This is a genomic window from Amycolatopsis sp. DSM 110486, assembly GCF_019468465.1.
GTDB lineage: Bacteria > Actinomycetota > Actinomycetes > Mycobacteriales > Pseudonocardiaceae > Amycolatopsis.
In genome coordinates, this window is the sequence record NZ_CP080519.1 from 7,834,856 (window position 1) to 7,853,248 (window position 18,393).

At 71.7% G+C, this 18,393-nt stretch carries 18 protein-coding genes; 15 read left to right on the forward strand and 3 right to left on the reverse strand.

Features of this window, described 5'->3' with window-relative positions:
• Positions 1-14 precede the first annotated feature (14 nt).
• The 4 genes from K1T34_RS38015 (at position 15) to K1T34_RS38030 (ending at position 3,100) form a co-directional block, all read left to right on the forward strand.
• On the forward strand, positions 15-851 hold the full coding sequence (locus K1T34_RS38015; RefSeq protein ID WP_255637842.1) for an ABC transporter ATP-binding protein: 837 nt from the start codon (positions 15-17) through the stop codon (positions 849-851).
• Between the two features lie 81 nt (positions 852-932).
• Complete coding sequence (locus K1T34_RS38020; protein WP_220239557.1) at positions 933-2,018, forward strand: LLM class flavin-dependent oxidoreductase; 1,086 nt, start codon at positions 933-935, stop codon at positions 2,016-2,018.
• The gene (locus K1T34_RS38025) at positions 2,015-2,569 is read left to right on the forward strand and encodes a YceI family protein (RefSeq protein ID WP_220239558.1); all 555 of its coding nucleotides are present in this window, start codon (positions 2,015-2,017) and stop codon (positions 2,567-2,569) included. Before K1T34_RS38020 ends, K1T34_RS38025 begins: the two co-directional genes overlap by 4 nt.
• A 21-nt stretch (positions 2,570-2,590) precedes the next feature.
• A complete protein-coding gene (locus tag K1T34_RS38030) occupies positions 2,591-3,100 on the forward strand; it encodes an ester cyclase (RefSeq protein WP_220239559.1) in 510 nt (169 codons plus the stop codon).
• Between the two features lie 45 nt (positions 3,101-3,145).
• Here the strand turns inward: K1T34_RS38030 and K1T34_RS38035 are convergent, their stop codons facing one another.
• A complete protein-coding gene (locus K1T34_RS38035; RefSeq protein ID WP_220239560.1) occupies positions 3,146-4,324 on the reverse strand; it encodes a S9 family peptidase in 1,179 nt (392 codons plus the stop codon).
• A gap of 147 nt (positions 4,325-4,471) precedes the next feature.
• Positions 4,472-5,374 carry an AraC family transcriptional regulator gene (locus K1T34_RS38040; RefSeq protein ID WP_220239561.1) on the reverse strand — a complete coding sequence of 301 codons (903 nt, stop codon included), beginning with the start codon at positions 5,372-5,374 and terminating at the stop codon, positions 4,472-4,474.
• A gap of 679 nt (positions 5,375-6,053) precedes the next feature.
• On the opposite strand from K1T34_RS38040, the gene K1T34_RS38045 reads away from it, so the two are divergent.
• The 3 genes from K1T34_RS38045 to K1T34_RS38055 are packed head-to-tail and all read left to right on the forward strand — an operon-like array spanning position 6,054 to position 10,857.
• Positions 6,054-8,816 (forward strand): LuxR family transcriptional regulator, encoded by a 2,763-nt coding sequence (locus tag K1T34_RS38045; protein ID WP_220239562.1) that lies wholly within the window; start codon positions 6,054-6,056, stop codon positions 8,814-8,816.
• A 39-nt stretch (positions 8,817-8,855) separates the two neighbouring features.
• A complete protein-coding gene (locus K1T34_RS38050; protein WP_220239563.1) occupies positions 8,856-9,311 on the forward strand; it encodes an SRPBCC family protein in 456 nt (151 codons plus the stop codon).
• A gap of 22 nt (positions 9,312-9,333) precedes the next feature.
• Positions 9,334-10,857 (forward strand): hypothetical protein, encoded by a 1,524-nt coding sequence (locus tag K1T34_RS38055; RefSeq protein WP_220239564.1) that lies wholly within the window; start codon positions 9,334-9,336, stop codon positions 10,855-10,857.
• Here K1T34_RS38055 and K1T34_RS38060 read toward each other — a convergent pair.
• A complete protein-coding gene (locus K1T34_RS38060; protein ID WP_220239565.1) occupies positions 10,848-11,051 on the reverse strand; it encodes a hypothetical protein in 204 nt (67 codons plus the stop codon). The genes K1T34_RS38055 and K1T34_RS38060 overlap by 10 nt on opposite strands.
• 484 nt (positions 11,052-11,535) lie before the next feature.
• Here K1T34_RS38060 and K1T34_RS38065 point away from each other — a divergent pair, with 484 nt between their 5' ends.
• From K1T34_RS38065 to K1T34_RS38100, 8 genes are read left to right on the forward strand one after another with little or no spacing between them, the layout of a single operon-like run.
• Positions 11,536-12,564, forward strand: coding sequence for a hypothetical protein (locus K1T34_RS38065; RefSeq protein ID WP_255637843.1), 1,029 nt, complete (start codon positions 11,536-11,538; stop codon positions 12,562-12,564).
• Positions 12,565-12,619: 55 nt separating this feature from the next.
• Positions 12,620-13,246, forward strand: coding sequence for an isochorismatase family protein (locus K1T34_RS38070; protein WP_220239567.1), 627 nt, complete (start codon positions 12,620-12,622; stop codon positions 13,244-13,246).
• Between the two features lie 26 nt (positions 13,247-13,272).
• Positions 13,273-14,205: a VOC family protein gene (locus K1T34_RS38075; RefSeq protein WP_220239568.1), complete on the forward strand. Its 933-nt coding sequence runs from the start codon at positions 13,273-13,275 to the stop codon at positions 14,203-14,205.
• Between the two features lie 37 nt (positions 14,206-14,242).
• A complete protein-coding gene (locus tag K1T34_RS38080; RefSeq protein WP_220239569.1) occupies positions 14,243-14,791 on the forward strand; it encodes a YceI family protein in 549 nt (182 codons plus the stop codon).
• Positions 14,791-15,918: an NAD(P)-dependent alcohol dehydrogenase gene (locus K1T34_RS38085; protein WP_220239570.1), complete on the forward strand. Its 1,128-nt coding sequence runs from the start codon at positions 14,791-14,793 to the stop codon at positions 15,916-15,918. The genes K1T34_RS38080 and K1T34_RS38085 overlap by 1 nt, the downstream gene beginning before the upstream one ends.
• Positions 15,915-16,814, forward strand: a complete 900-nt coding sequence (locus tag K1T34_RS38090) for an alpha/beta hydrolase fold domain-containing protein (RefSeq protein WP_220239571.1) — start codon at positions 15,915-15,917, stop codon at positions 16,812-16,814. Before K1T34_RS38085 ends, K1T34_RS38090 begins: the two co-directional genes overlap by 4 nt.
• Positions 16,811-17,719: an LLM class flavin-dependent oxidoreductase gene (locus K1T34_RS38095; protein ID WP_220239572.1), complete on the forward strand. Its 909-nt coding sequence runs from the start codon at positions 16,811-16,813 to the stop codon at positions 17,717-17,719. The genes K1T34_RS38090 and K1T34_RS38095 overlap by 4 nt, the downstream gene beginning before the upstream one ends.
• Positions 17,720-17,747: 28 nt before the next feature.
• Positions 17,748-18,359, forward strand: coding sequence for a hypothetical protein (locus K1T34_RS38100; RefSeq protein ID WP_220239573.1), 612 nt, complete (start codon positions 17,748-17,750; stop codon positions 18,357-18,359).
• The last annotated feature ends 34 nt before the right edge of the window (positions 18,360-18,393 follow it).

The following is an 18,393-nucleotide window of genomic DNA, read 5'->3' on the forward strand; positions in this document are numbered from 1 at the left end:
GACAGGAGTTGGTGATGACCTCCATGCAGAACCCGGTCCACACGGCGGCCCGCCCGGTCGCGGGCGGTCCGGACGCGCCCGCCGAGCCCGCGGTGCGGGTCACGGACCTCGGGCACAGCTACCCCGGGCAGCCGCAACCGGTGCTGCACGACGTGTCGTTCACCGCGGCCGACGGCGAGCTGCTGACGATCGTCGGCCCGTCCGGCACGGGGAAGTCGACGCTGCTGCGCTGCCTCGCCGGGCTGCTGCGGCCCGGCCAGGGCGAGGTGTGCGTGCTCGGCAAGCCCGTGGACGGCGTGCCGGCCGGGCTGTCGATGGTCTTCCAGGACTACAGCCGCTCGCTGTTCCCGTGGATGCGGGTGGGCCGCAACGTCGAGTTCCCGTTGCGCGCCACCGGCGTGCCCGCGGCCGAACGGCGGGAACGCACCGCCGAGTCGCTGGCGGCGGTCGGGCTGGGTGACGCGCGGCGCAAGTACCCGTGGCAGCTCTCGGGCGGGATGCAGCAGCGCGTGGCCATCGCCCGCGCGCTGGCCTGCCGGCCGCGGATCCTGCTCATGGACGAGCCGTTCGCGAGCGTCGACGCCCAGACCCGCGCCGACCTCGAGGACCTCACGCTGTCGGTGCGCGACCGGTTCGGCATGACGATCCTCGTGGTGACGCACGACATCGACGAGAGCGTGTACCTGTCCGACCGCGTGATCGTGCTGAGCCGGCCGCCGGCCACGGTCGCCGAGCAGGTGACGGTGGACCTGCCCGCGCCGCGCGACCAGATCACCACGCGAGCGGACCCGAAGTTCGTGCACCTGCGCGCCGACGTCGCCGCGCACATCCGGGGCGACACCGCGGCCTGACACACCGATCTGACACAGCGGCCTGACTGCACCTTTAAAACCTCCGAAAACCTCTGAAACCTCCGGAACCCAAGGGGAGACATGAAGTTCTCGATCTACCTCAACGCCCAGTCGCCCGACGGCGCGCACGACCTCGAGGTCGTCGAGGCTGTGACGGAGCAGGCGCGCATCGCGGACCGCAGCGGTTTCGCGGGCGTCTGCCTCACCGAGCACCACTTCACCGGCTACAACACCTACGGCAACCCGTTCACGTTCGGGGCCTACCTCGCGCCGCAGCTCGAGAACCTGCACACGATCATCTCGGTCGCGGTCCCGGCCCTGTGGAACCCGCTCAACTTCGCCGAGGCGTGCACGACGCTCGACCTGCTCACGCGCGGGCGCTGCACCATCGGCGTCGGCACAGGCGGTTCGCCGCGCGAGTACCAGGGGCTCGGCCGCGACACGGCGAACCGCGCGGGGCTGATGGACGAGGTGCTCGACGTCGCGTTCCAGGCGCTGGACAAGCGGGACGACGACGGCGTGGAGATCGACTTCACCACCACGCACTCGAGCGGGCTGCTCACCCGGCGCATCATGCCCGGCAGCTTCCGCCCGTCGATCCGCTTCGCCCGCGCCGCGCTGTCCGACCAGGGCATCCTCGACGCGGTCGGCCGCGGGTGGGCGCTGCAGACCGCGCGTGACGAGCTCGATGAGACCGCCCGCAAGTGGGCGCTCTACCACGACGCGCTCGACCGGTCCGGTCACGACGAACAGACCATTCAGGACGCTCGCGACTGGTCGCTCGTGCAGAAAATGGTCTACGTCGGCGAAACCGACGAGTCCGCGCTGCGCGAGGTCACGCCGGCGCTGGACTACCTCGACGCGTCGACCGCCAAGGCGTTCCAGGGTGCGGCCGGTGCGGCGAAGTTCCAGAACAGCGTGGTCGGCGTTGCGGCCAATGACCGGGACGCGTTCCTGCGCAAGGCGATGATCGTCGGCAGCGTCGACACCGTCGCTCGCGAGATCGAGGCCCACGCCGAGCGCGGCATCGGGCACCTCGCGCTCGTATTCCTGTACGGGCAGCTGGATCCCGCACTCGGCAACCGTTCGTTGCAGCGGTTCATCGACCACGTGATGCCGCGGTTCGCGAACACCTCGGGAGCCGTGCCGGTGGGGGTGGCGTCGTGACCACTGTGGACGAAACGGTCCGCCGGTCACGGGAAGCCCTGGCCGGCACCTGGACGGTGGACGCGGCGCACAGTCTCGTCGCGTTCTCCGTGGTGCACATGACGATCGCGCGGGTGACCGGCCGGTTCGACGTGCTCGACGGCGAGGTCGAGGGCACCCTGTCGGGCGCGTCGGTGCACGTCCGCGTCGCGACCGGGAGCGTGTCTTCGGGCCATCCGAAGCGAGATGAACTGATCCGCTCGGCGGATTTCCTCGACACCGAACGCTTTCCGGAGCTGGAGTTCACCGCGTCGTGCGACAGGTTTTCCGCCCGCGACTGGACGTTGCCCGGCAGCTTGACGATCCGCGGGGTCACCCGGCCGATCGAGCTCGCCGTGCGCACCGGTGGTGTCGTCGACCACCGCGGCGCCACGCGCGCCGGGTTCTCCGCCCGGACGTCGCTCGACCGGCGCGAGTTCGGGCTGCGGTTCGACGGCCTGCTCGCCGGTGGTGGCGTGATGGTGTCGAACCTCGTGGACATTGTGATCGAAGCCGAACTGGTCAGGGCCTGACCGACCTCGAAAGGACACCGCATGAACACCCGCAGCCTCGTGACGAGCCTCGCCGGCGGCGACTACCAGGATGTCGAGTACACGGAAGAGGAACGCCGCAACATCGATCTCGTCCTGAAGTTCCGTTCGGTTTCGCTCGAAGAACGCGCGCAGTTCCTCAAGCCCGGTGCGACGGTCAACCGCGTCGGCATGGCGTCCTTGGCGGAGCTGTCCGGCCTCGGCATGGGCGGCTATCGCAAGGATTCCCTGCCGGACCGGCACGACGTCATCGAGGACATCGTCGCCAAGGCGGACCGCGTGTGGGCGGTGTGGTCGCTGACGGCCACCCACACTGGTGAGCTCTACGGCTTTCCCGCGACGGGGAACAAGATCGATATCACGGAGATGGCGATCTGGCGGTTCGAGGACGGGCTCGTCGCCGAGCACTGGTACTTCGCCGACGACTTCGCGTTGCTGCGGCAGCTGGGCGCGCTCCCGGAGTTCACCGACTACGCCGAGCTGACCCGCGGCCGCTGGCGCACCGCGGAATGAGCGACGGGCGTCGTGCCGGCGATCGGCGGCACGACGCCCGGCCCGTCACTGGTTCTTGGTGAACGTCTCGTCGATCCAGGCGGTGACGGTCGGCCACACGGGGTGGGCCGGCTGCACCACGTCGAAGTGGGTCGCGCCCTCGACCTCGACGTAGCGGGCGCTGCCGCCTTCCGCGTTGGTCTTCTCCGCGTAGCGGTGGCTCCAGTCCGCGGGCACGGCCTCGTCCGCGGTGCCGTGCACGGCCAGCACGGGCACGCCGGGGTTGGCCAGCTCGAGCGGGGAGGTCCAGCCGTAGCGCTCGGGGTTCTCGGCGTAGCGCGCGCCGACCAGGAGCGTGACGACGCCGTCCCCGACCTCCGCGGCGACGATCGGCCACGCCTCGGGGCGGGCGGCCTCGGGCGCGTCCTTCGGCGGCTCGGCGTCGGGGTCGGCGAGCACCGTGCCGAACCCGGTGGCGTCGCCCTTCTTGAGGTCGAGCGCGCCGGCGAGGGAGACGATGCCCAGCGGCGTGACCTTCGGGTTCGCACCCGGGGCTTCGGCGGGCAGGGCGCCGCGGTGGGCGGCCCAGGTGGTGAGGTGCCCGCCGGCCGAGTGCCCGACGAAAACGACCCGGCTCGTGTCGAGCGCGGGGTCCATCCCGTCGACCGCGTCCACGGCCGCGGCGATGTCGAGGAACGTGCCGGGCCAGCCGCCGCCCGGCTCGCCGATGCGGCGGTACTCGATGTTCCACACCGCGTACCCGCGGCCGAGGAAGTCGTCGACGACGTCGGTGATCTGGCGGCGGTCCCACATGGCGGTCCAGTACCCGCCGTGGACGACGACCACGACCGGGAACGGTCCCTCGCCCTCGGGCAGGTAGAGCTCACCGACCTGTGAAGGCTCGGGCCCGTACGCCACGGTGCGCACGCGGCGCTCGACGACCGGGGTCTCCTGGGCGTCGTCGTAGCGCACGCCGCGTTCGGCGCTCACCAGCGTGTCGATCGTCGCGAAGAACGCGCCGATCGCGGGCAGGTTCGCGCCCTTGGCCTTCGACTCGTCCCACGCGGCGTCGTCGGACCACTCGACGAAGTCCAGCCACGTGTTCTCGGCCACCCGCACCAGCCGCGCGGAGAGGAACCCGCGCCGGTCGGCCCGGAACGCCTCGACCATCGCCGGGCGCGCGGCCAGCATCGCCCGGGTGTTCTCCTCGGCCACCGTGAAGGTGGTCATCTCGACGACGGACATCGTCTGCTCCTGGTTCTGGTTCTTCTCCGGTGGGCCGGCTCCGCGATCCCGGGACGCGCACCGTTGCGGCGCCAGGGCGGTGCGTCCGCACCGGGATGATTTTCCGACTGGTCATTAATCTTTACCGTCAATAGATGCGACGACAGGCTACAGCCGCGTGCACTGGCTCGTCACCGCGTGCTTGCGGAAACGGGCAGGCGGAGTGCCCACAGTGGCACGGAAGGCCTGTGCGAACGCCGATTCCGAGCGGTACCCGACCTCGCTCGCCACCCGCGCCACCGAGAGATCCGAGCGCGTCAGCAGGTCGGCGGCCACCATCATCCGGATCGAGGTCAGCAGCGTCGCGACCGTGATGCCGGTGCGGGCGGTGAAGCGGCGCAGGAACGTGGCGCGCGACATCCGCGCCTCCGTCGCCATGCGGTCGATGGTCCACGACTCGCCCGGGCGTTCCACGACCAGAGCGATCACCCGGCCCAGCACGTCGTCGCCCATGGCGGTCCACAGTGCGGGCGTGTCGAGCCGCTGGTCGGGGCGGCTGCGCAGCGACATGGCGAGCAGCGCGTCGCACAGCGAGCACACGATGGCGCCCGTGCCGGGCCCGTCGGAGTCCGCTTCCCCGCGCAGGACGTCGGCCAGCGCGAGCGCCGGGCGGTCCATCGTGACGTGTACCAGGGACGGCAGCAGGCGGAACAGCAGCGCGCCCGCGGCCGAGTCGAAGCGGTAGTGGCCGCAGAACAGGTCGAGCTCGTGCTCGGCGCCGAGGGACTTGCGTGTGGTGAACGTCGCTCCCGGCTCCTCCTCGAACCGGCGCCGGCGGCCCGAGGCCGCGGTCACCGTGTGGGCGTCCCCGTGGGGGAGCAGGAGGTAGTCACCCGGACCCAGGTCGACTGTGGACGTGCCGGTGGTGACCGTGCAGCGTCCTTGCAGGACAAGGTGGAACTGCACCTCGCCCGGCGGGGCGGCCTCGTGGTCCAAAGTGAACTGTCCGGCCATCAGGCACCGCACGTCGAGGCGGCCCTCGAGGTGTGCCAGCCGGATGAGTCTGCTCACCCCGTCCATGAACCGATCCCGACAGAAAATGAGCCGATCATCCGTAGTCCCCTCTCGCGATCCAGTCCATCATGTGTCAGCGGAGAATGAGTATCAACCGAAAGGCGTTCATGTCGAACACGTCTTCCGCCGAGGGTGTCGCGGCGGGCCTCTCCGTAACCGTCGTTACCCGCAGCTTATTCCTCGGTGAATCGCTGCCGACGATCGGCTGCCTTCGGAGTGGGATGGATTGGTAGCCGAGCATGCCGGGAGGCGACTGCGCGCGTGGTTTGACCGAGGTCGAATTTTCTTGGTATCACTGGATCTTCGGCGAACCTGGTCTCACCGGGGATCGGGTAGTTCATTAAGATGACTTTTGTCGAATCGCGGTTCCGGACGCCGATCGCGAAGACGGGTACGAACTGTCCGGATCAACCGTTGTCCCTGCCGCTTCACCGCCGATCCGGATTGTCGTGAATATTTCATCGGCCCGGGTGGCCATTACGGCGGCCCTGAAGAAGGAACGAGTGCGGACCCACGGCATCGGACACGCGCACGGCGGCTCGGGCGGCCGAGCGGCCCGCGGGCTCGTCCGCTTCGGCAGGCGAGGCGCGGCTCGCGGCGGCGCAGGCAGCTCCGAGAGCGCCGACAGCACCGGTGGCTTCGGCACCCGGCGACTCCGGGAGTGGAGGGCCGACCCGTGCCGCTGATCGGCCGTGACGACGAGATCGCCTCGATCCGCTCCTTCTTCGAAGGCGCCGGTGTGCGCGGTGGCGCCCTGCTCGTGGTGGGGGAGGCCGGGGTCGGCAAGAGCGCCGTGCTCGACGAATTCGCCGCCGGCGAGGCCGGGCGCGGCACGCGGGTGCTGCGGGCGGCGGGCGTGCAGTTCGAGGCGGAGGTCGGCTACTCCGCGCTCAACCAGCTGCTCTTCCCGCTCGGCGAGGAGATGGCCGCCCTCACCGACACCCACCGCACGGCGCTGCGGTGCGCGCTCGGCTTCGAGGTCGGGCCGGCGCCCGACCGGCTCGTGGTGTCGAACGCGGCGCTGCTGTGGCTGCGGGCCGTCGCGGCCGAGACCCCGCTGCTGATCGTGATCGACGACCTCCACTGGGTGGACCGGGCCAGCGCCGAGGTGCTCGGTTTCGTCGCCCGCCGCCTGGTCGGCAGCCCGATCGTCTTCCTCGCCGCGTGCCGCTCGGCCGACCGCGGGTTCTTCCAGGACAGCGGGCTGGCCGAGGCCGTGCTGCCGCCGCTGCCCGCGCAGGCGGCCCGCACGCTCGTGGACCGGCACTTCCCGGAGCTGTCGCCGGCCGTGCGGCACCGGCTGCTCGCCGAAGCCACGGGCAACCCGCTCGCGCTGCTGGAGCTGCCGTCCGCGCTCGACGGCGACCAGCGGACGGACTTCACGACGTTGCCCGAGGTCCTGCCGCTGTCGGACCGGCTGCAGGTGCTGTTCACTTCGCGGGTGCGCGGCCTGCCCGAGCGCTGCCGGCTGATGATGCTGCTCGGGGCGCTCGGCGGCAGCGTCGAGGTCGCCCGGCTGCGCACGGCGGGCGGCGAGACGTGCGACCTCGACGACCTGGCCCCGGCCGAAGACGCCCGGCTCGTGCAGGTGAGCGACACCCGGCTGGGCTTCCGGCACCCGCTGATCGGCGCCGCGGTGGTCGAGGCGTCGGCGGAACGCGAACGGCGCTGGGCCCACCGCGCGCTGGCCGGGGTCGTCGCGACGCCCGAACGCCGCGTGTGGCACCTGGCCGAGTCGTCCGTCGGCGTCGACGCCGACATCGCCGCGCAGCTGGACGAAACCGCTCAGGCCCTGCTGCGGCAAGGCGACGCACTGGGCGCGGTCGCGGCGCTGACCCGCGCCGCGGAGCTCAGTCCCGACCCGGCCGACCGCGGCCGCCGGCTCGCCGAGGCCGCGTACGTCGGAGCCGACGCCGGCGGCGAGCTGGCCACGGCCAGCCGGCTGCTGGGCGACGCCCGCCGGTCCGGTTCCCTTCCGACGCATTCGCTGCCCGGCGCGGCCGCGGCGGCGCACCTGCTGATCAACTCCGACGGCGACGTCACCACCGCCCACCGGCTGCTCGCCGGCGCCGTCGAGGCCGGTGATCACGGGTTCGACGCCGACGACGCCGTGCTGGTCGAGGCGTTGCTCAACCTGCTCCTGATCAGCTGGTACGTCGGCACGCAGCAGGCGTGGGAGATCTTCCACCGCCTGGTCGGGCGGCTGAAGCCGGAGCCACCGCCGCTGTTGCGCGTGAACGCGACCGTGTTCTCCGACCCGGCCCGCGCGACCGACGAGGACGTCGCCGAGCTCGACGCCGTGATCGACACCGTGGGCGGTGACGAGGACCCGACCCGGCTCATCCGGATCGGCACCGCCGCCGTCTTCGCCGACCGGCTGCCCCGGCTGCGGGAGGCGGAACGGCACCTCGCGCAGTCGCGCCACGCGGGCAAGGGGCCGGCCCGCCGCCACCTGGGCGCGCTCATGCACCTGGGGATCGACGGCTTCCAGTCGGGCCGCTGGGACGAGGCGTGGCAGTTCGCCGACGAGGGCCTCGCGGTCTGCACCGAGCACGGCTTGCGCTTTTTCCATTGGTACTTCCACTGGGTACAGGCCCTCGTCGCCGCCGGCCGCGGCGAGGTCGAGGCCGCGCGGCAGCTGACCGGCGAAATGACACGATGGGCCATCGCGCACCAGGCCGCCGGCATCACGTACTTCGCGTGGCAGGCCCGCGCGCTGTCCGACATCGGCGCCGGCGAGTACGACGACGCCTACCACCACGCGACGCAGGTCAGCCCGCCGGGAGAGCTCGCGCGGTACCGGCCGACCGCGCTCTGGGCGGCACCGGACCTCGTCGAGGCAGCGCTGTTCACCGGGCGCCGCGCCGAGGCGAGCGCGCACGCGGCCGCACTGCGCGAGGCCCGACTGGGCAAGCTGTCGCCCCGCCTGCGTCTGGTCACAGCGGCGGCGACCGCGCTGACGGCGGACGACGACACCGCCCGGGAACGGTTCGAGGCGGCGTTGTCCGGTCCCGCGCTGGACCGCTGGCCGTTCGACCTGGCCCGCGTGCGCCTCGCGTACGGGGAACGGCTGCGCCGCCTGCGGAGCACGAGCGCGGCGCGGGAACAGCTGACCATCGCGCACGACACGCTGGCCGCGCTCGGCGCCGTCCCGTGGCGGGACCGCGCCGCCAACGAACTGCGCGCGACCGGGCTCACGCGGCAGTCGGCGCCGGACGCCAAGTCGCCGCTGACGCCGCAGGAGCGCGAGATCGCGGAGCTGGCCGGCGCCGGCCTGACCAACAAGCAGATCGGGCAGAAGCTGTTCATCTCCCACCGGACCGTGGGCGACCACCTGTACAAGATCTTCCCCAAGCTGGGCATCACGTCCCGCGCCGCGCTGCGCGACGCCCTCACCGCGTACGACGACCGGGACCGGTCGGACAAGCCAGTCATGTGACGGGTGCTGTGTCCACCCGCGAAGTCCACTCTCGGGGGTATGAGCGCAGGAGTGCACCCGGACGTCCACTGGCCGCCCGGCTGGGGGCCGGACCGTTGCGACAGCTTCGTCAGCCACGAACGTCACGTGGCGGCACCGGCCGACGCGGTGTTCACCCGGCTCGTCGCGGTGGCAGAGTGGCCGGCGTGGCAACGTGGGGTGGACCGGGTCGAGGTGTCCGAGGAGCTGATCGTCGGCGGCCGGTTCGTCGTCGTGGCGGCGCCGCACACCCTCGACGGGATCGTGGGCGAGCTGGTCGTGCCGAGCCGGTTCGGCTGGGCCGCGGTGAGCGACGGACTGAGCTTCTACCAATCGTGGCTCCTGCTCGACGCCCCGAACGGCGGGACCCGCACGATCTTCCACGAGGCCGCGCGCGGTCCGTCGGCGTTGCTGCGTACGTCCGACCGGGCCGAGCTCACGCGCTCGTGGCTCGACGCCCTTCCGCCGTCCGTTTGATCCTTCGCGGGACCGCGCGGTGGTGACCGTCCGGCGGGTGTTCGGCGCCGGCCCGTTCCCCGAGATCGGCCGCCCGGTCACGGTCGCGGACAGCGAGCAGCACGGTCTCGTCGCCGTGGCCGGCCGGCAGGGGTGGCGGGACTGGGAGCGGCGCACCCGGCTGTCCCCGCACGTGGTCGGCCTCTACGACCCTCGGGATCTGACCTGCCGCCTGCTCTTGCGCAGCCGTTTTCCGGTGCACGCCGTGGACTTCCACCCGCGGCTGCCGGTGCTGGCCATCGGGACCGGGCGGTACGACGGTGGCTTCTTCTACAAGGGACAGCTGCTGCTGTGGCACTTCGGCTCCGGCCGCGTGGTGTCCGCACTCGCCGACACCCGGGAGATCCGTTCCGTACGCTGGCGCCGGTGGCGCGAAGGCCGGGTGCTGGATCTCGCCGTCGCTCCCGCCGACGAGGAGGAGCTCGGCCGCGAGTCCCACACCGTCGGCTACGACGCGATGCTCGAACGCGACGACTGGCTCGCGGTGCGCGACGGCGAGATCTCGTGGCGGGAGCTCGACGGGCCTTGCCGCGAAAGCGACGATCCGCGCGACGAAACCCGTGCGCGAGAGCACCTCGAGGCCCTGAGCGCCGGGTGGCGTGAACACGGTGCGGTGTGGAGTGTCGAGGCCCTTGCCGACGGCGCGGTCATGGCCTCGTCGGAAGGCGGGGCGGTGGCGGTGTGGTCCTCTGTGGACGGTTCGCGGCTGCCCGATCGCCCGGAGTCCCGTTCTCTGCTTGGTTCCTTCACCCCGGACGGACGAGAGCGGCCGGAAGGCTGGGCCGTGTTGCCGGTCCGGCGCGCCTTGTCGTCGTACGTCACCGGAGTGCCCGGCGACGACAAGGTGCGCTGGGTCGCGGTCGCGGACCCGGACCGTGACGAGCCGACCGTGCGGCCGCTGTTTCCCGTGGCTCCGTCGGAAGAAGCCGCGGACTTGACGGAAATCGGGGCCGCGGTCGAGCTCGACGGTCGTGCGTTGATCTACGCGACCGCGTGGTCGCGCACCGGGCCGGAGCTCGACGTCGAGGGTCCCGTGGCCGACGCGCGGCACAGCGCCACCCTCGTGACGCGGCGCCGGCTGCCGGATGGCGAGGTCGGGTGGCAGTTCGTGGTCGGGGGCCAGGTCCTGGCGCTCGAAGCCGCTGCCGCGATCGTCTACCTGAGCCTGAGCTCCGGCCTGCTCGTGGCGCTCGACGTCACGACCGGCGATGTCCTCTGGACACATCCCCTGGTCGTGGCCGGGCTCCCGTCGACGGGCTTGGCGCTGGCGCTCGCCGGCACCGGACGGCTGCTGGTCGGGACCGCCGAGGGGCGGGTCGCCGACTGCGCGGTGCCGGCTCGCGGGGACCTCACGGCCTATCCCGGCGCACCGGCCGAAGGGCCCGTTTTCCGCTTGGTGCCACCGAAGCCGGCGCCACAGCACCGGCTGGGGCTCCGGGCCGGCTCGATGCTCGGCGGGGCGACCGGATTCCTCGGCGGAGGCACCGGCCGGCTCGGTCACCGGTAGGTGGTCAGCCGGAACGCCGCGCCGCGCCCTGGGACGGCGTCCGGCACGCGCGGCACACGGTCGTAGGCGCCGCCGAGCGCGTGCAGTTCGAGGCCGGCCGGGGAACCGTGCGCGACCACCATCGCCGTGACGACGGCGCTCGCCTCGCTGCGGCACAGGGCCCGGAACAGCTCCGGCTCGCGCTCGACGTTCACCGTCCGCCGTACCCCCGTCGAGGCGCACGACCTCGACCAGGCGCGCCCGGTCCGCCGCGTACCCCGTGGCGCCGGCCGAGCACTGGGCCCGGCCTCGCGCCGGCCACCGGGGTGCGGCCGTACTCCGCAGCGGTGCGAGCACGTCGCGCTGGCGCACGCCTGCGCCGACCCGCGCGACGAGGCGGATCGGGCCGATCGTCACCTCGGTCAGCCGGTGGAGGCGCTCCGTCGGCGCAGCGGTCATGGCAGCGGCGCGCCGGACGCGTCTGTCGCCCGACCGGGGGTCATCACATCGGGCCCAGTCGATCAACGGCGACGGGTGACCGTCTCCGGACCCGTCATCTGACGGGCACTGAGTGAAGCCGATCCGAGCACGATGACTCTCAGCACGAACGCCGGATCCGCCGGGCGACGACACCGGCTCCGGCACATTGCGGGCCGTCGAGGGGGCGGCCCGGAATCCCATCCTTCCCTGGAGCACCCGTTGACGAGCACCGTCCCCGCCACGCCGTCGGCCGACCCCGCCGGCAGCCAGCCGGTCAGAACCGCGCCGGCCCGCTACCCGTTCACGACGTTCGCGATCAGCTTCGGTCTGGTCGGGCTAGCCGGGGTGTGGACGAGGGCGGCGCCGGCACTCGGGTTGCCCCGCGCGGTACCGCAGGCGTTCTGGGCCGTCGCGGCGATCTCGTGGGTCTGGCTGATGATCGCCCACGTCGTGCGCGGTGCGAAGAGCGAGCAGCAGCTGATCGACCACCTGCGCCACCCCGCGCAGGGGCCGATCGCCTCGCTGGCCCCGGTCGTCGAGATGCTGCTGGCCTCCGATCTGTTCACGTGGTCTCCCGTGGCCGGGCGGGTCCTGTACCTCTTCGCGCTGGTCACGTCGGCGGTCTTCGCCGCCTGGATCCTCGCGTCGTGGTTCGAAGGACGCCTCGGCCTGGAAGCCGTCCACGCCGGTTACCTGCTACCGACGGTCGCGCCGGGCCTGATCGGCGCCGACGTCGCCCACGTGCTGGGCTACCACGGGCTGGCGTGGGGCCTGTTCGCCGTCGGCGTGTTCTTCTCGGTGGTGATGACGCCGATCATCGTGCAGCGCCTGAGCTTCCACAGCCCGCTTCCCGAGGCGCTGCGGCCGACCACCGCGATCCTGCTCGCACCACCGCCCGTCGCGGGGCTCGCGTGGTTCACGATGCACGGGTTCGAGGTGGACCCGATCGGCCAGGCGATCGCCGGCGTCGGCGTGCTCGTGCTGCTGGTGCAGGTGATGTTGCTGCCGCGCTACCGGAAGCTGCCCTTCTCGCTGGGCTTCTGGTCGTTCACGTTCCCCCTGGCCGCGAGCGTGTCGCTGACCGAGAAGTGGCTTCTGCTCCTGGCACCGGTGGGCTGGCGGAGCTACACCGGCGTCCTCGCCGGCGCGTTCACCGTCTTCATCGCCGTGATCGCCGGTTTCTCGCTGAGGCCCGTCGCCCGGAAGCTCGGCATCCCGGGCCGCCGAAAGGTGATCGCGGTCAACTAGTCAAAAAAATTGACCATCCTGTACATTTACCGAGTAGCCTCAGGAGGAGTTCCCCATGGTTGAGAGCAAGTTCATCGAGCGGCTGACCCGGGACAACGCGATGGTTGTGCTGGTCGACCACCAGGTCGGGTTGTACAGCGGCGTGCGCGACATCGCGGTGGAGGAGCTGAAGCACAACGTCGTGGGCCTGGCGAAGGCGGCGCAGGTGCTCGGCCTGCCGCTCGTCGTCTCGACCACCGAGGCCGACGGCATGTGGGGTCCGCTGATCCCCGAGCTGGCCGCGGTCCTGCCCGACGACGTGGTGGTGCTCGACCGGTCGACCGTGAACGCGTGGGACGACGAGCGCGTGCAGGGCGCGATCCGCGCGACCGGCCGCAAGAAGGTGATCTTCGCCGGGGTGTCCACCGAGGTGTGCCTCGCGTTCCCGGCCATCAGTGTCACCGCCGAGGGCTTCGACGCCTACGCGGCCATCGACGCGTCGGGCACGTTCTCGCGGACGAAGCGCGAAGCGGGCCTGTTGCGGATGCAGCAGGCGGGCGTGATCCCCATCGACTACGCCACCGCCATGGTCGAGGTCCTCGCCGACAACAGCGACCCGCAGGCCGGCTACGTATACGCGGCGCTGGAGATGCCGTTCGCCGTGCTGGTCGGGCAGATCGCCGCCGGTTACGCCAAGAACTGACCACCTACGGGGGAGGAGAAGACGTCATGAAGAGCAGGATCGTGAAGCGCGCCGGGATCCTCGGCGTGGTCGCCGCAGCCGTCACCGGGGTCGTGGTGGCGGTGTCGAGCGGCAGCGCGGAAGGCTCGCAGGATCGGTTCGGCCCGCCTGCCAAGGCGTTCGGCGTGGAATACGACGCGTCGCACGTGTACGTGCAGCACGGCAAGCTGCCCGCTTTCATCAAGAGCTGGGAAGCGACCTTCGGCGGCACCGACAACGGCCAGAACGTCTTCGGGATAACCCCGACGCCGAGCAAGGCGCTGGCCTCGATCATCCATTCGCCGGTCGGGTTGCTGGCGGCGTACGACTACCAGACGCCGGTGCCGTTCCCGTTCGGCTCGGAGCAGACCGGCTTCGGCGTGAAGGACCCCGACGAAGCGGTGAAGGTGGCCCACCGCGCCGGCGCGACGGTGCCCGTCTCCGCGTGGACGGGTCCGGTCGGGCGCGAGGCCGTGGTCCGGTTCCCGGGCGGCTTCAGCTCCCAGATCTGGAAGCAGTTCGACATGTCGGGCTTCACCCCGCTGATCACGCAGCCGGAGTTCCGCGTGTACCTGTCCGAGGACACGGTCAACGCGTTCCTCGCCTCCTACCTGCGCTTCACCGGTGGCACGGTGATCTCCGCCGTCCGCAACGCCGACGGCGGCGAGATCGGCGCCCCGGGCACCACCTACCACCGCGTCCGGATCAAGACCCCGTTCGGCAACACCGTGGTGCTGGCCGGCAACGGCGACTGGAACTACCCCTACGGCCGCGACACCACGGGCTACACGGTTTCCGACGTCGACGCCACGGTCGCGAAGGCCACGGCCGGTGGGGCGACCGTCCTTTCCGGACCGTACCGGAGCAAGGACCGCACCAGCGTCCTGTTGCAATTCCCCGGCGGCTACGTCGCCGAGGTCCACGACGGCGTCTTCCACTGACTTCCCCGTTCCCACACCGAGAAAAGGAACCACCACGATGAGCATTGAGATCAAGGCCGGCCGCTACGAGATCGACCCGGTGCACTCCTCCATCGAGTTCTCCACCCGCTTCGTCGCGGCCCGCGTGCGCGGCACGTTCGGCGCCTTCTCCGGCACCGTCGAGGTCGCCGATGACCTGGCCAAGTCGTCGGTGACGGCGGCCATCGACACCGCGTCGCTGCACACCGGCACCGAGGCGCGTGACGAGCACTTGCGCGCCGCGGACTACTTCGACGTCGCCGACCACCCGGAGGCGACCTTCGCCTCCACGAGCCTGGAGGCCGACGGCGACCGGTTCACCCTAGGCGGCGACCTCACGATCCGCGGCACGACGCTGCCGGTCGCGCTCGACCTGTACTTCACCGGCGACGGCGTGGACCACTACGGCAACTTCCGCGTCGGATTCCGTGCCACCACACGGGTTTCGCGCTCCGCGTTCGGTGTCGCCGGCAACGTATCCCGGCCCGGCGGCCCGCTGCTCATGGGCGACGCGACCGAGCTGACGTTGCAGATCCAGGCGACCGCCCCGGCCGGCGAGGAGTCCTGATGCCCACGACCACCTCCGCGATGACCGTCGCCTCGGCGGGGGAGCGGTTCACGCGGCGTTCGCTGGAGCTGGCCGACCCGGCGCCGGACGAGGTGCTGGTGCGGATCGAGGCGGTGGGCATGTGCCACGCCGACATCGCCGTGCGGGCGGGGGAGTTCCCCTTCCCGCTGCCGGGGGTGGCCGGGCACGAGGGGGCCGGGATCGTCGAGCAGGTCGGTTCGGGCGTGACCTCAGTGAGGCCGGGGGACCGGGTCATGCTGACGTTCGACTCCTGCGGTCACTGCGTGGGCTGCGTCTCCGGGCTGCCCTCGCAGTGCGTGGAATTCCTGCCGCGCAACTTCACCAACGGCTCCCGGCCCGACGGCAGCCCGAGCCTGCACGATGGCGACGAGATCGTGCACGGCAACTTCTTCGGCCAGTCCTCGTTCGCCACCTACGCCCTCGCCCGGGTGCGCAACACTGTTCTCGTGCCCGAGGTGGCGGCCGACGTGCCTTCGTCGGTGCTCGCACCGCTGGGCTGCGGCATCCAGACCGGCGCGGGCGCGGTGCTCAACGTGCTGCAGCCGGGCGCCGCTTCCGCGGTGGCCGTGTTCGGGGCCGGCGTGGTCGGGCTCTCGGCGGTGATGGCCGCCGCGCTGCTGCCGATCGAGCAGCTGATCGTGGTCGACGTGCTGGACTCGCGGCTCGAGCTGGCTCGCGAGCTCGGCGCGACCGCCGTGGTCAACTCCCGCACCGCCGACCCGATCGAGGCGATCCGGGACCTCACCGGCGGTGGTGCCGGCCACGTCGTCGAGAGCAGCGGCGTGCCGGCGGTGCTGGTGCAGGCCATCACGAGCCTGCGCGGTGGCGGCATGGCCGCGGTGGTCGGCGTGCCGCCGTTCGGCGTCACCGCGCCGATCGACGTGGCCGACGTGGTCAACAACAGCAAGCGAGTGATCGGCGTGGTCGAAGGGCAGAGCAACCCGCCGACCTTCCTGCCGGTGCTGGCCACGCTCACCGCCACCGGTCGGCTGCCCGTCGAGCGGCTCGTGACCACCTTCCCGCTGAGCGAGGTCGAACGCGCGGCGGAGGCCATGAAGGACGGCACCGCGACGAAGCCGGTGCTGCTGCCGCAGGAGAACGGATGATCTCGCTGAGCGCGGAGCTCGCGGAGGCGCACCACCTGCTGGCGACGATGGGCGAGCGCATGCCCGTCGACGACCGGCCGGAACACCTGCGGCACCGGGACGCGTACCGGCGTTGGAGCGAGCAGTTCCCCGTCCCCGACGACGCGCTCGTCACCGCGGCCCCGGGCTTCCCGGGGCTCGCGGTGACCACGCCGGCCTCCGTCGCCGGCCGGGCGCTGCTGTACTTCCACGGCGGTGGCTACACCGACGGTTCGGCGTACAACCACCGGGAAGTGGGTGCCCGGCTGGCCACCGCCACGCGGGGCACCGTCTACCTGCCGGACTACCCGCTGGCGCCCGAGCACCCCTTTCCCGCGGCGCTCGACGCGGCGGCAGCGGCCTACCAGGCGCTGCTCGGCACGGTGCCGGCGACCCGCATCGCCGTCGGCGGTGACTCCGCCGGCGGCGGGCTGTCGCTGGCGTTGCTGTTGAAGCTCAAGGATCTCGCCGTGGCGCTGCCCGCGGCGGCGGTGCCCGTGTCGCCGTGGACGGATCTGACGGTCTCGGCGCCCTCGTTCGCGGAACGCGCCGACCGCGACCCGTTCGTCAGCCGGGAAGTGCTGCGCGGCTTCGCGGCCGGCTACCTCGGCGACCACGACCCGCGCGACCCGTTCGCGTCGCCGCTGTTCGGCGACCTCACGGGGCTGCCGCCGATCCACCTCGAGGTCGGCACCGAAGAGGTCATGATCGACGACTCGCGCCGCTTCCACGAGCGCGCGCTGGCGGCGGGCGTGGCCTCGGAGCTGGTCGAGACCGAGGGCGCCCCGCACATCTGGCAGCACTTCGTTTCGTTCCTCCCCGAAGCGGCGGCGTCGGTCGACCGCATCGGCACGTTCGTCCGGGAGCACGTGGCATGAGCAAGGACCTGCAGTTCGGTGTCTCGCTGACGCCGATCGACGACGTGGTGGGCAACCGCCAGTTCGCCCGGGCGGCGGAGGCGGGCGGGCTGGACCTGATCGGGATCCAGGACCACCCGTACGTGCCGAGCTACCTCGACACGTTCGTCCTCGCCGGCGACTTGCTGGCGCACACGGACAAGATCAGCGTCTTCCCGGACGTGGCGAACCTGCCGCTGCGTCCGCCGGCGTTGCTGGCGAAGACGGCGGCGGCGCTGGACCTGGTGTCCCGCGGCCGGTTCGAGTTGGCGCTCGGGGCCGGTGGCTACTGGGACGCGATCACCCGGCTCGGGGTGCCTCGGCGGACTCCCGCCGAGGCCAACGTCGCGCTGGAGGAAGCGATCACGGTGTTGCGCGCGCTGTGGGCCGACGGCGGCAAGCCGATCCGGTTCGACGGCGAGTACTACTCGGTCGCCGGCGCCCACCCGGGACCGGCTCCGGCACACCCGATCGAGATCTGGACCGGTTCGCAGGGCCCGAAGGCGCTCGCGCTGACGGGCCGGATCGCCGACGGGTGGGCGGCGCCGATCGCCTCCTACCTGCCGTACGAGAAGTGGGCCGAGGCCAACCGCATCATCGACGACGCGGCCGAGACCACGGGCCGGGATCCCTCGGCGGTCCGCCGGATCGCGCAGGTGGTCGGCACGATCACCGCGAACCCCGGCCGGCTGCGCGTCGACGAGGGTACCGACCCCGTGCGGGGCACGGCGCGGCAATGGGCCGAGCTGCTGGCCCGCCTCGGCGAAGAACAGCCGTTCACGACGTTCGTGTTCTGGCCGGAGGAGCAGGCGATCGACCAGGTCGCCGCCTTCGCCCAGGAAGTGGCACCCGAGGTCCGGTTGCTGCTGGGCGCACAACCCGCTTGAGGATTCTCTTTCCCTGAAAGGACAACCGATGGACCACGAAGCGATCATCACCCAGGCGTGGGACGCGCCGGGCAGCACCACGGCGAAGCTGACACCGGTGCGGGTGAACGAGGTGCTGCGCGAGCGCTACGAGGTGACCCCGCCGTTCCAGTACACCGGCACCGACCTGTGGGACATGGAAAAGCGCAAGGCCGCGGCGCCGGACGTGTACATCCCGACGGTCGTGAAGCCCGGCAGCGCCGAGAAGTTCCCGAGTGTCCACAACGGGCAGTTCGAGGACTTCACCCGCGTGTCGGAGCAGCGGCGATGGGCCGACCCCGACAACTACGACCTGATCATCGAGCACGTCCGCCTCGACCACGAGAGCCGGCGGGCATTCTTCGTCGGCGCGGAGCGCTTCGAGGCGCCCGACGGCCGGGTGTTCACCGCCGGCACCGGGCAGCCGATCTTCCACGTCGAGCACTCCGTCGGCGGCTCGGAGGAGGACCCGCTCAACGCGTGGCGCATCGTCTTCCTGACCGAGCAGGAGCAGCCGGAGCTGGCGGCGGCCTTCACCAGCTACGAGAACGACCCGTACCTGCGGGTGTTCATCGAGGTGCACCTCGAGAAGCAGCTCGGGCGCAAGCTCGTCCGCCGCTGAGTCCTTTTCGGACACCGGTCACGCGACTTGGGGT

Bases quoted from the DNA above. Each gene is read 5' to 3' on its own strand.
- K1T34_RS38015 (WP_255637842.1), top strand. From the start codon at position 15: ATGACCTCCATGCAGAACCCGGTCCACACGGCGGCCCGCCCGGTCGCG.
- K1T34_RS38020 (WP_220239557.1), top strand. From the start codon at position 933: ATGAAGTTCTCGATCTACCTCAACGCCCAGTCGCCCGACGGCGCGCAC.
- K1T34_RS38030 (WP_220239559.1), top strand. From the start codon at position 2,591: ATGAACACCCGCAGCCTCGTGACGAGCCTCGCCGGCGGCGACTACCAG.
- K1T34_RS38035 (WP_220239560.1), bottom strand. From the start codon at position 4,324: ATGTCCGTCGTCGAGATGACCACCTTCACGGTGGCCGAGGAGAACACC.
- K1T34_RS38050 (WP_220239563.1), top strand. From the start codon at position 8,856: ATGAGCGCAGGAGTGCACCCGGACGTCCACTGGCCGCCCGGCTGGGGG.
- K1T34_RS38070 (WP_220239567.1), top strand. From the start codon at position 12,620: ATGGTTGAGAGCAAGTTCATCGAGCGGCTGACCCGGGACAACGCGATG.
- K1T34_RS38075 (WP_220239568.1), top strand. From the start codon at position 13,273: ATGAAGAGCAGGATCGTGAAGCGCGCCGGGATCCTCGGCGTGGTCGCC.
- K1T34_RS38080 (WP_220239569.1), top strand. From the start codon at position 14,243: ATGAGCATTGAGATCAAGGCCGGCCGCTACGAGATCGACCCGGTGCAC.
- K1T34_RS38085 (WP_220239570.1), top strand. From the start codon at position 14,791: ATGCCCACGACCACCTCCGCGATGACCGTCGCCTCGGCGGGGGAGCGG.
- K1T34_RS38090 (WP_220239571.1), top strand. From the start codon at position 15,915: ATGATCTCGCTGAGCGCGGAGCTCGCGGAGGCGCACCACCTGCTGGCG.
- K1T34_RS38095 (WP_220239572.1), top strand. From the start codon at position 16,811: ATGAGCAAGGACCTGCAGTTCGGTGTCTCGCTGACGCCGATCGACGAC.
- K1T34_RS38100 (WP_220239573.1), top strand. From the start codon at position 17,748: ATGGACCACGAAGCGATCATCACCCAGGCGTGGGACGCGCCGGGCAGC.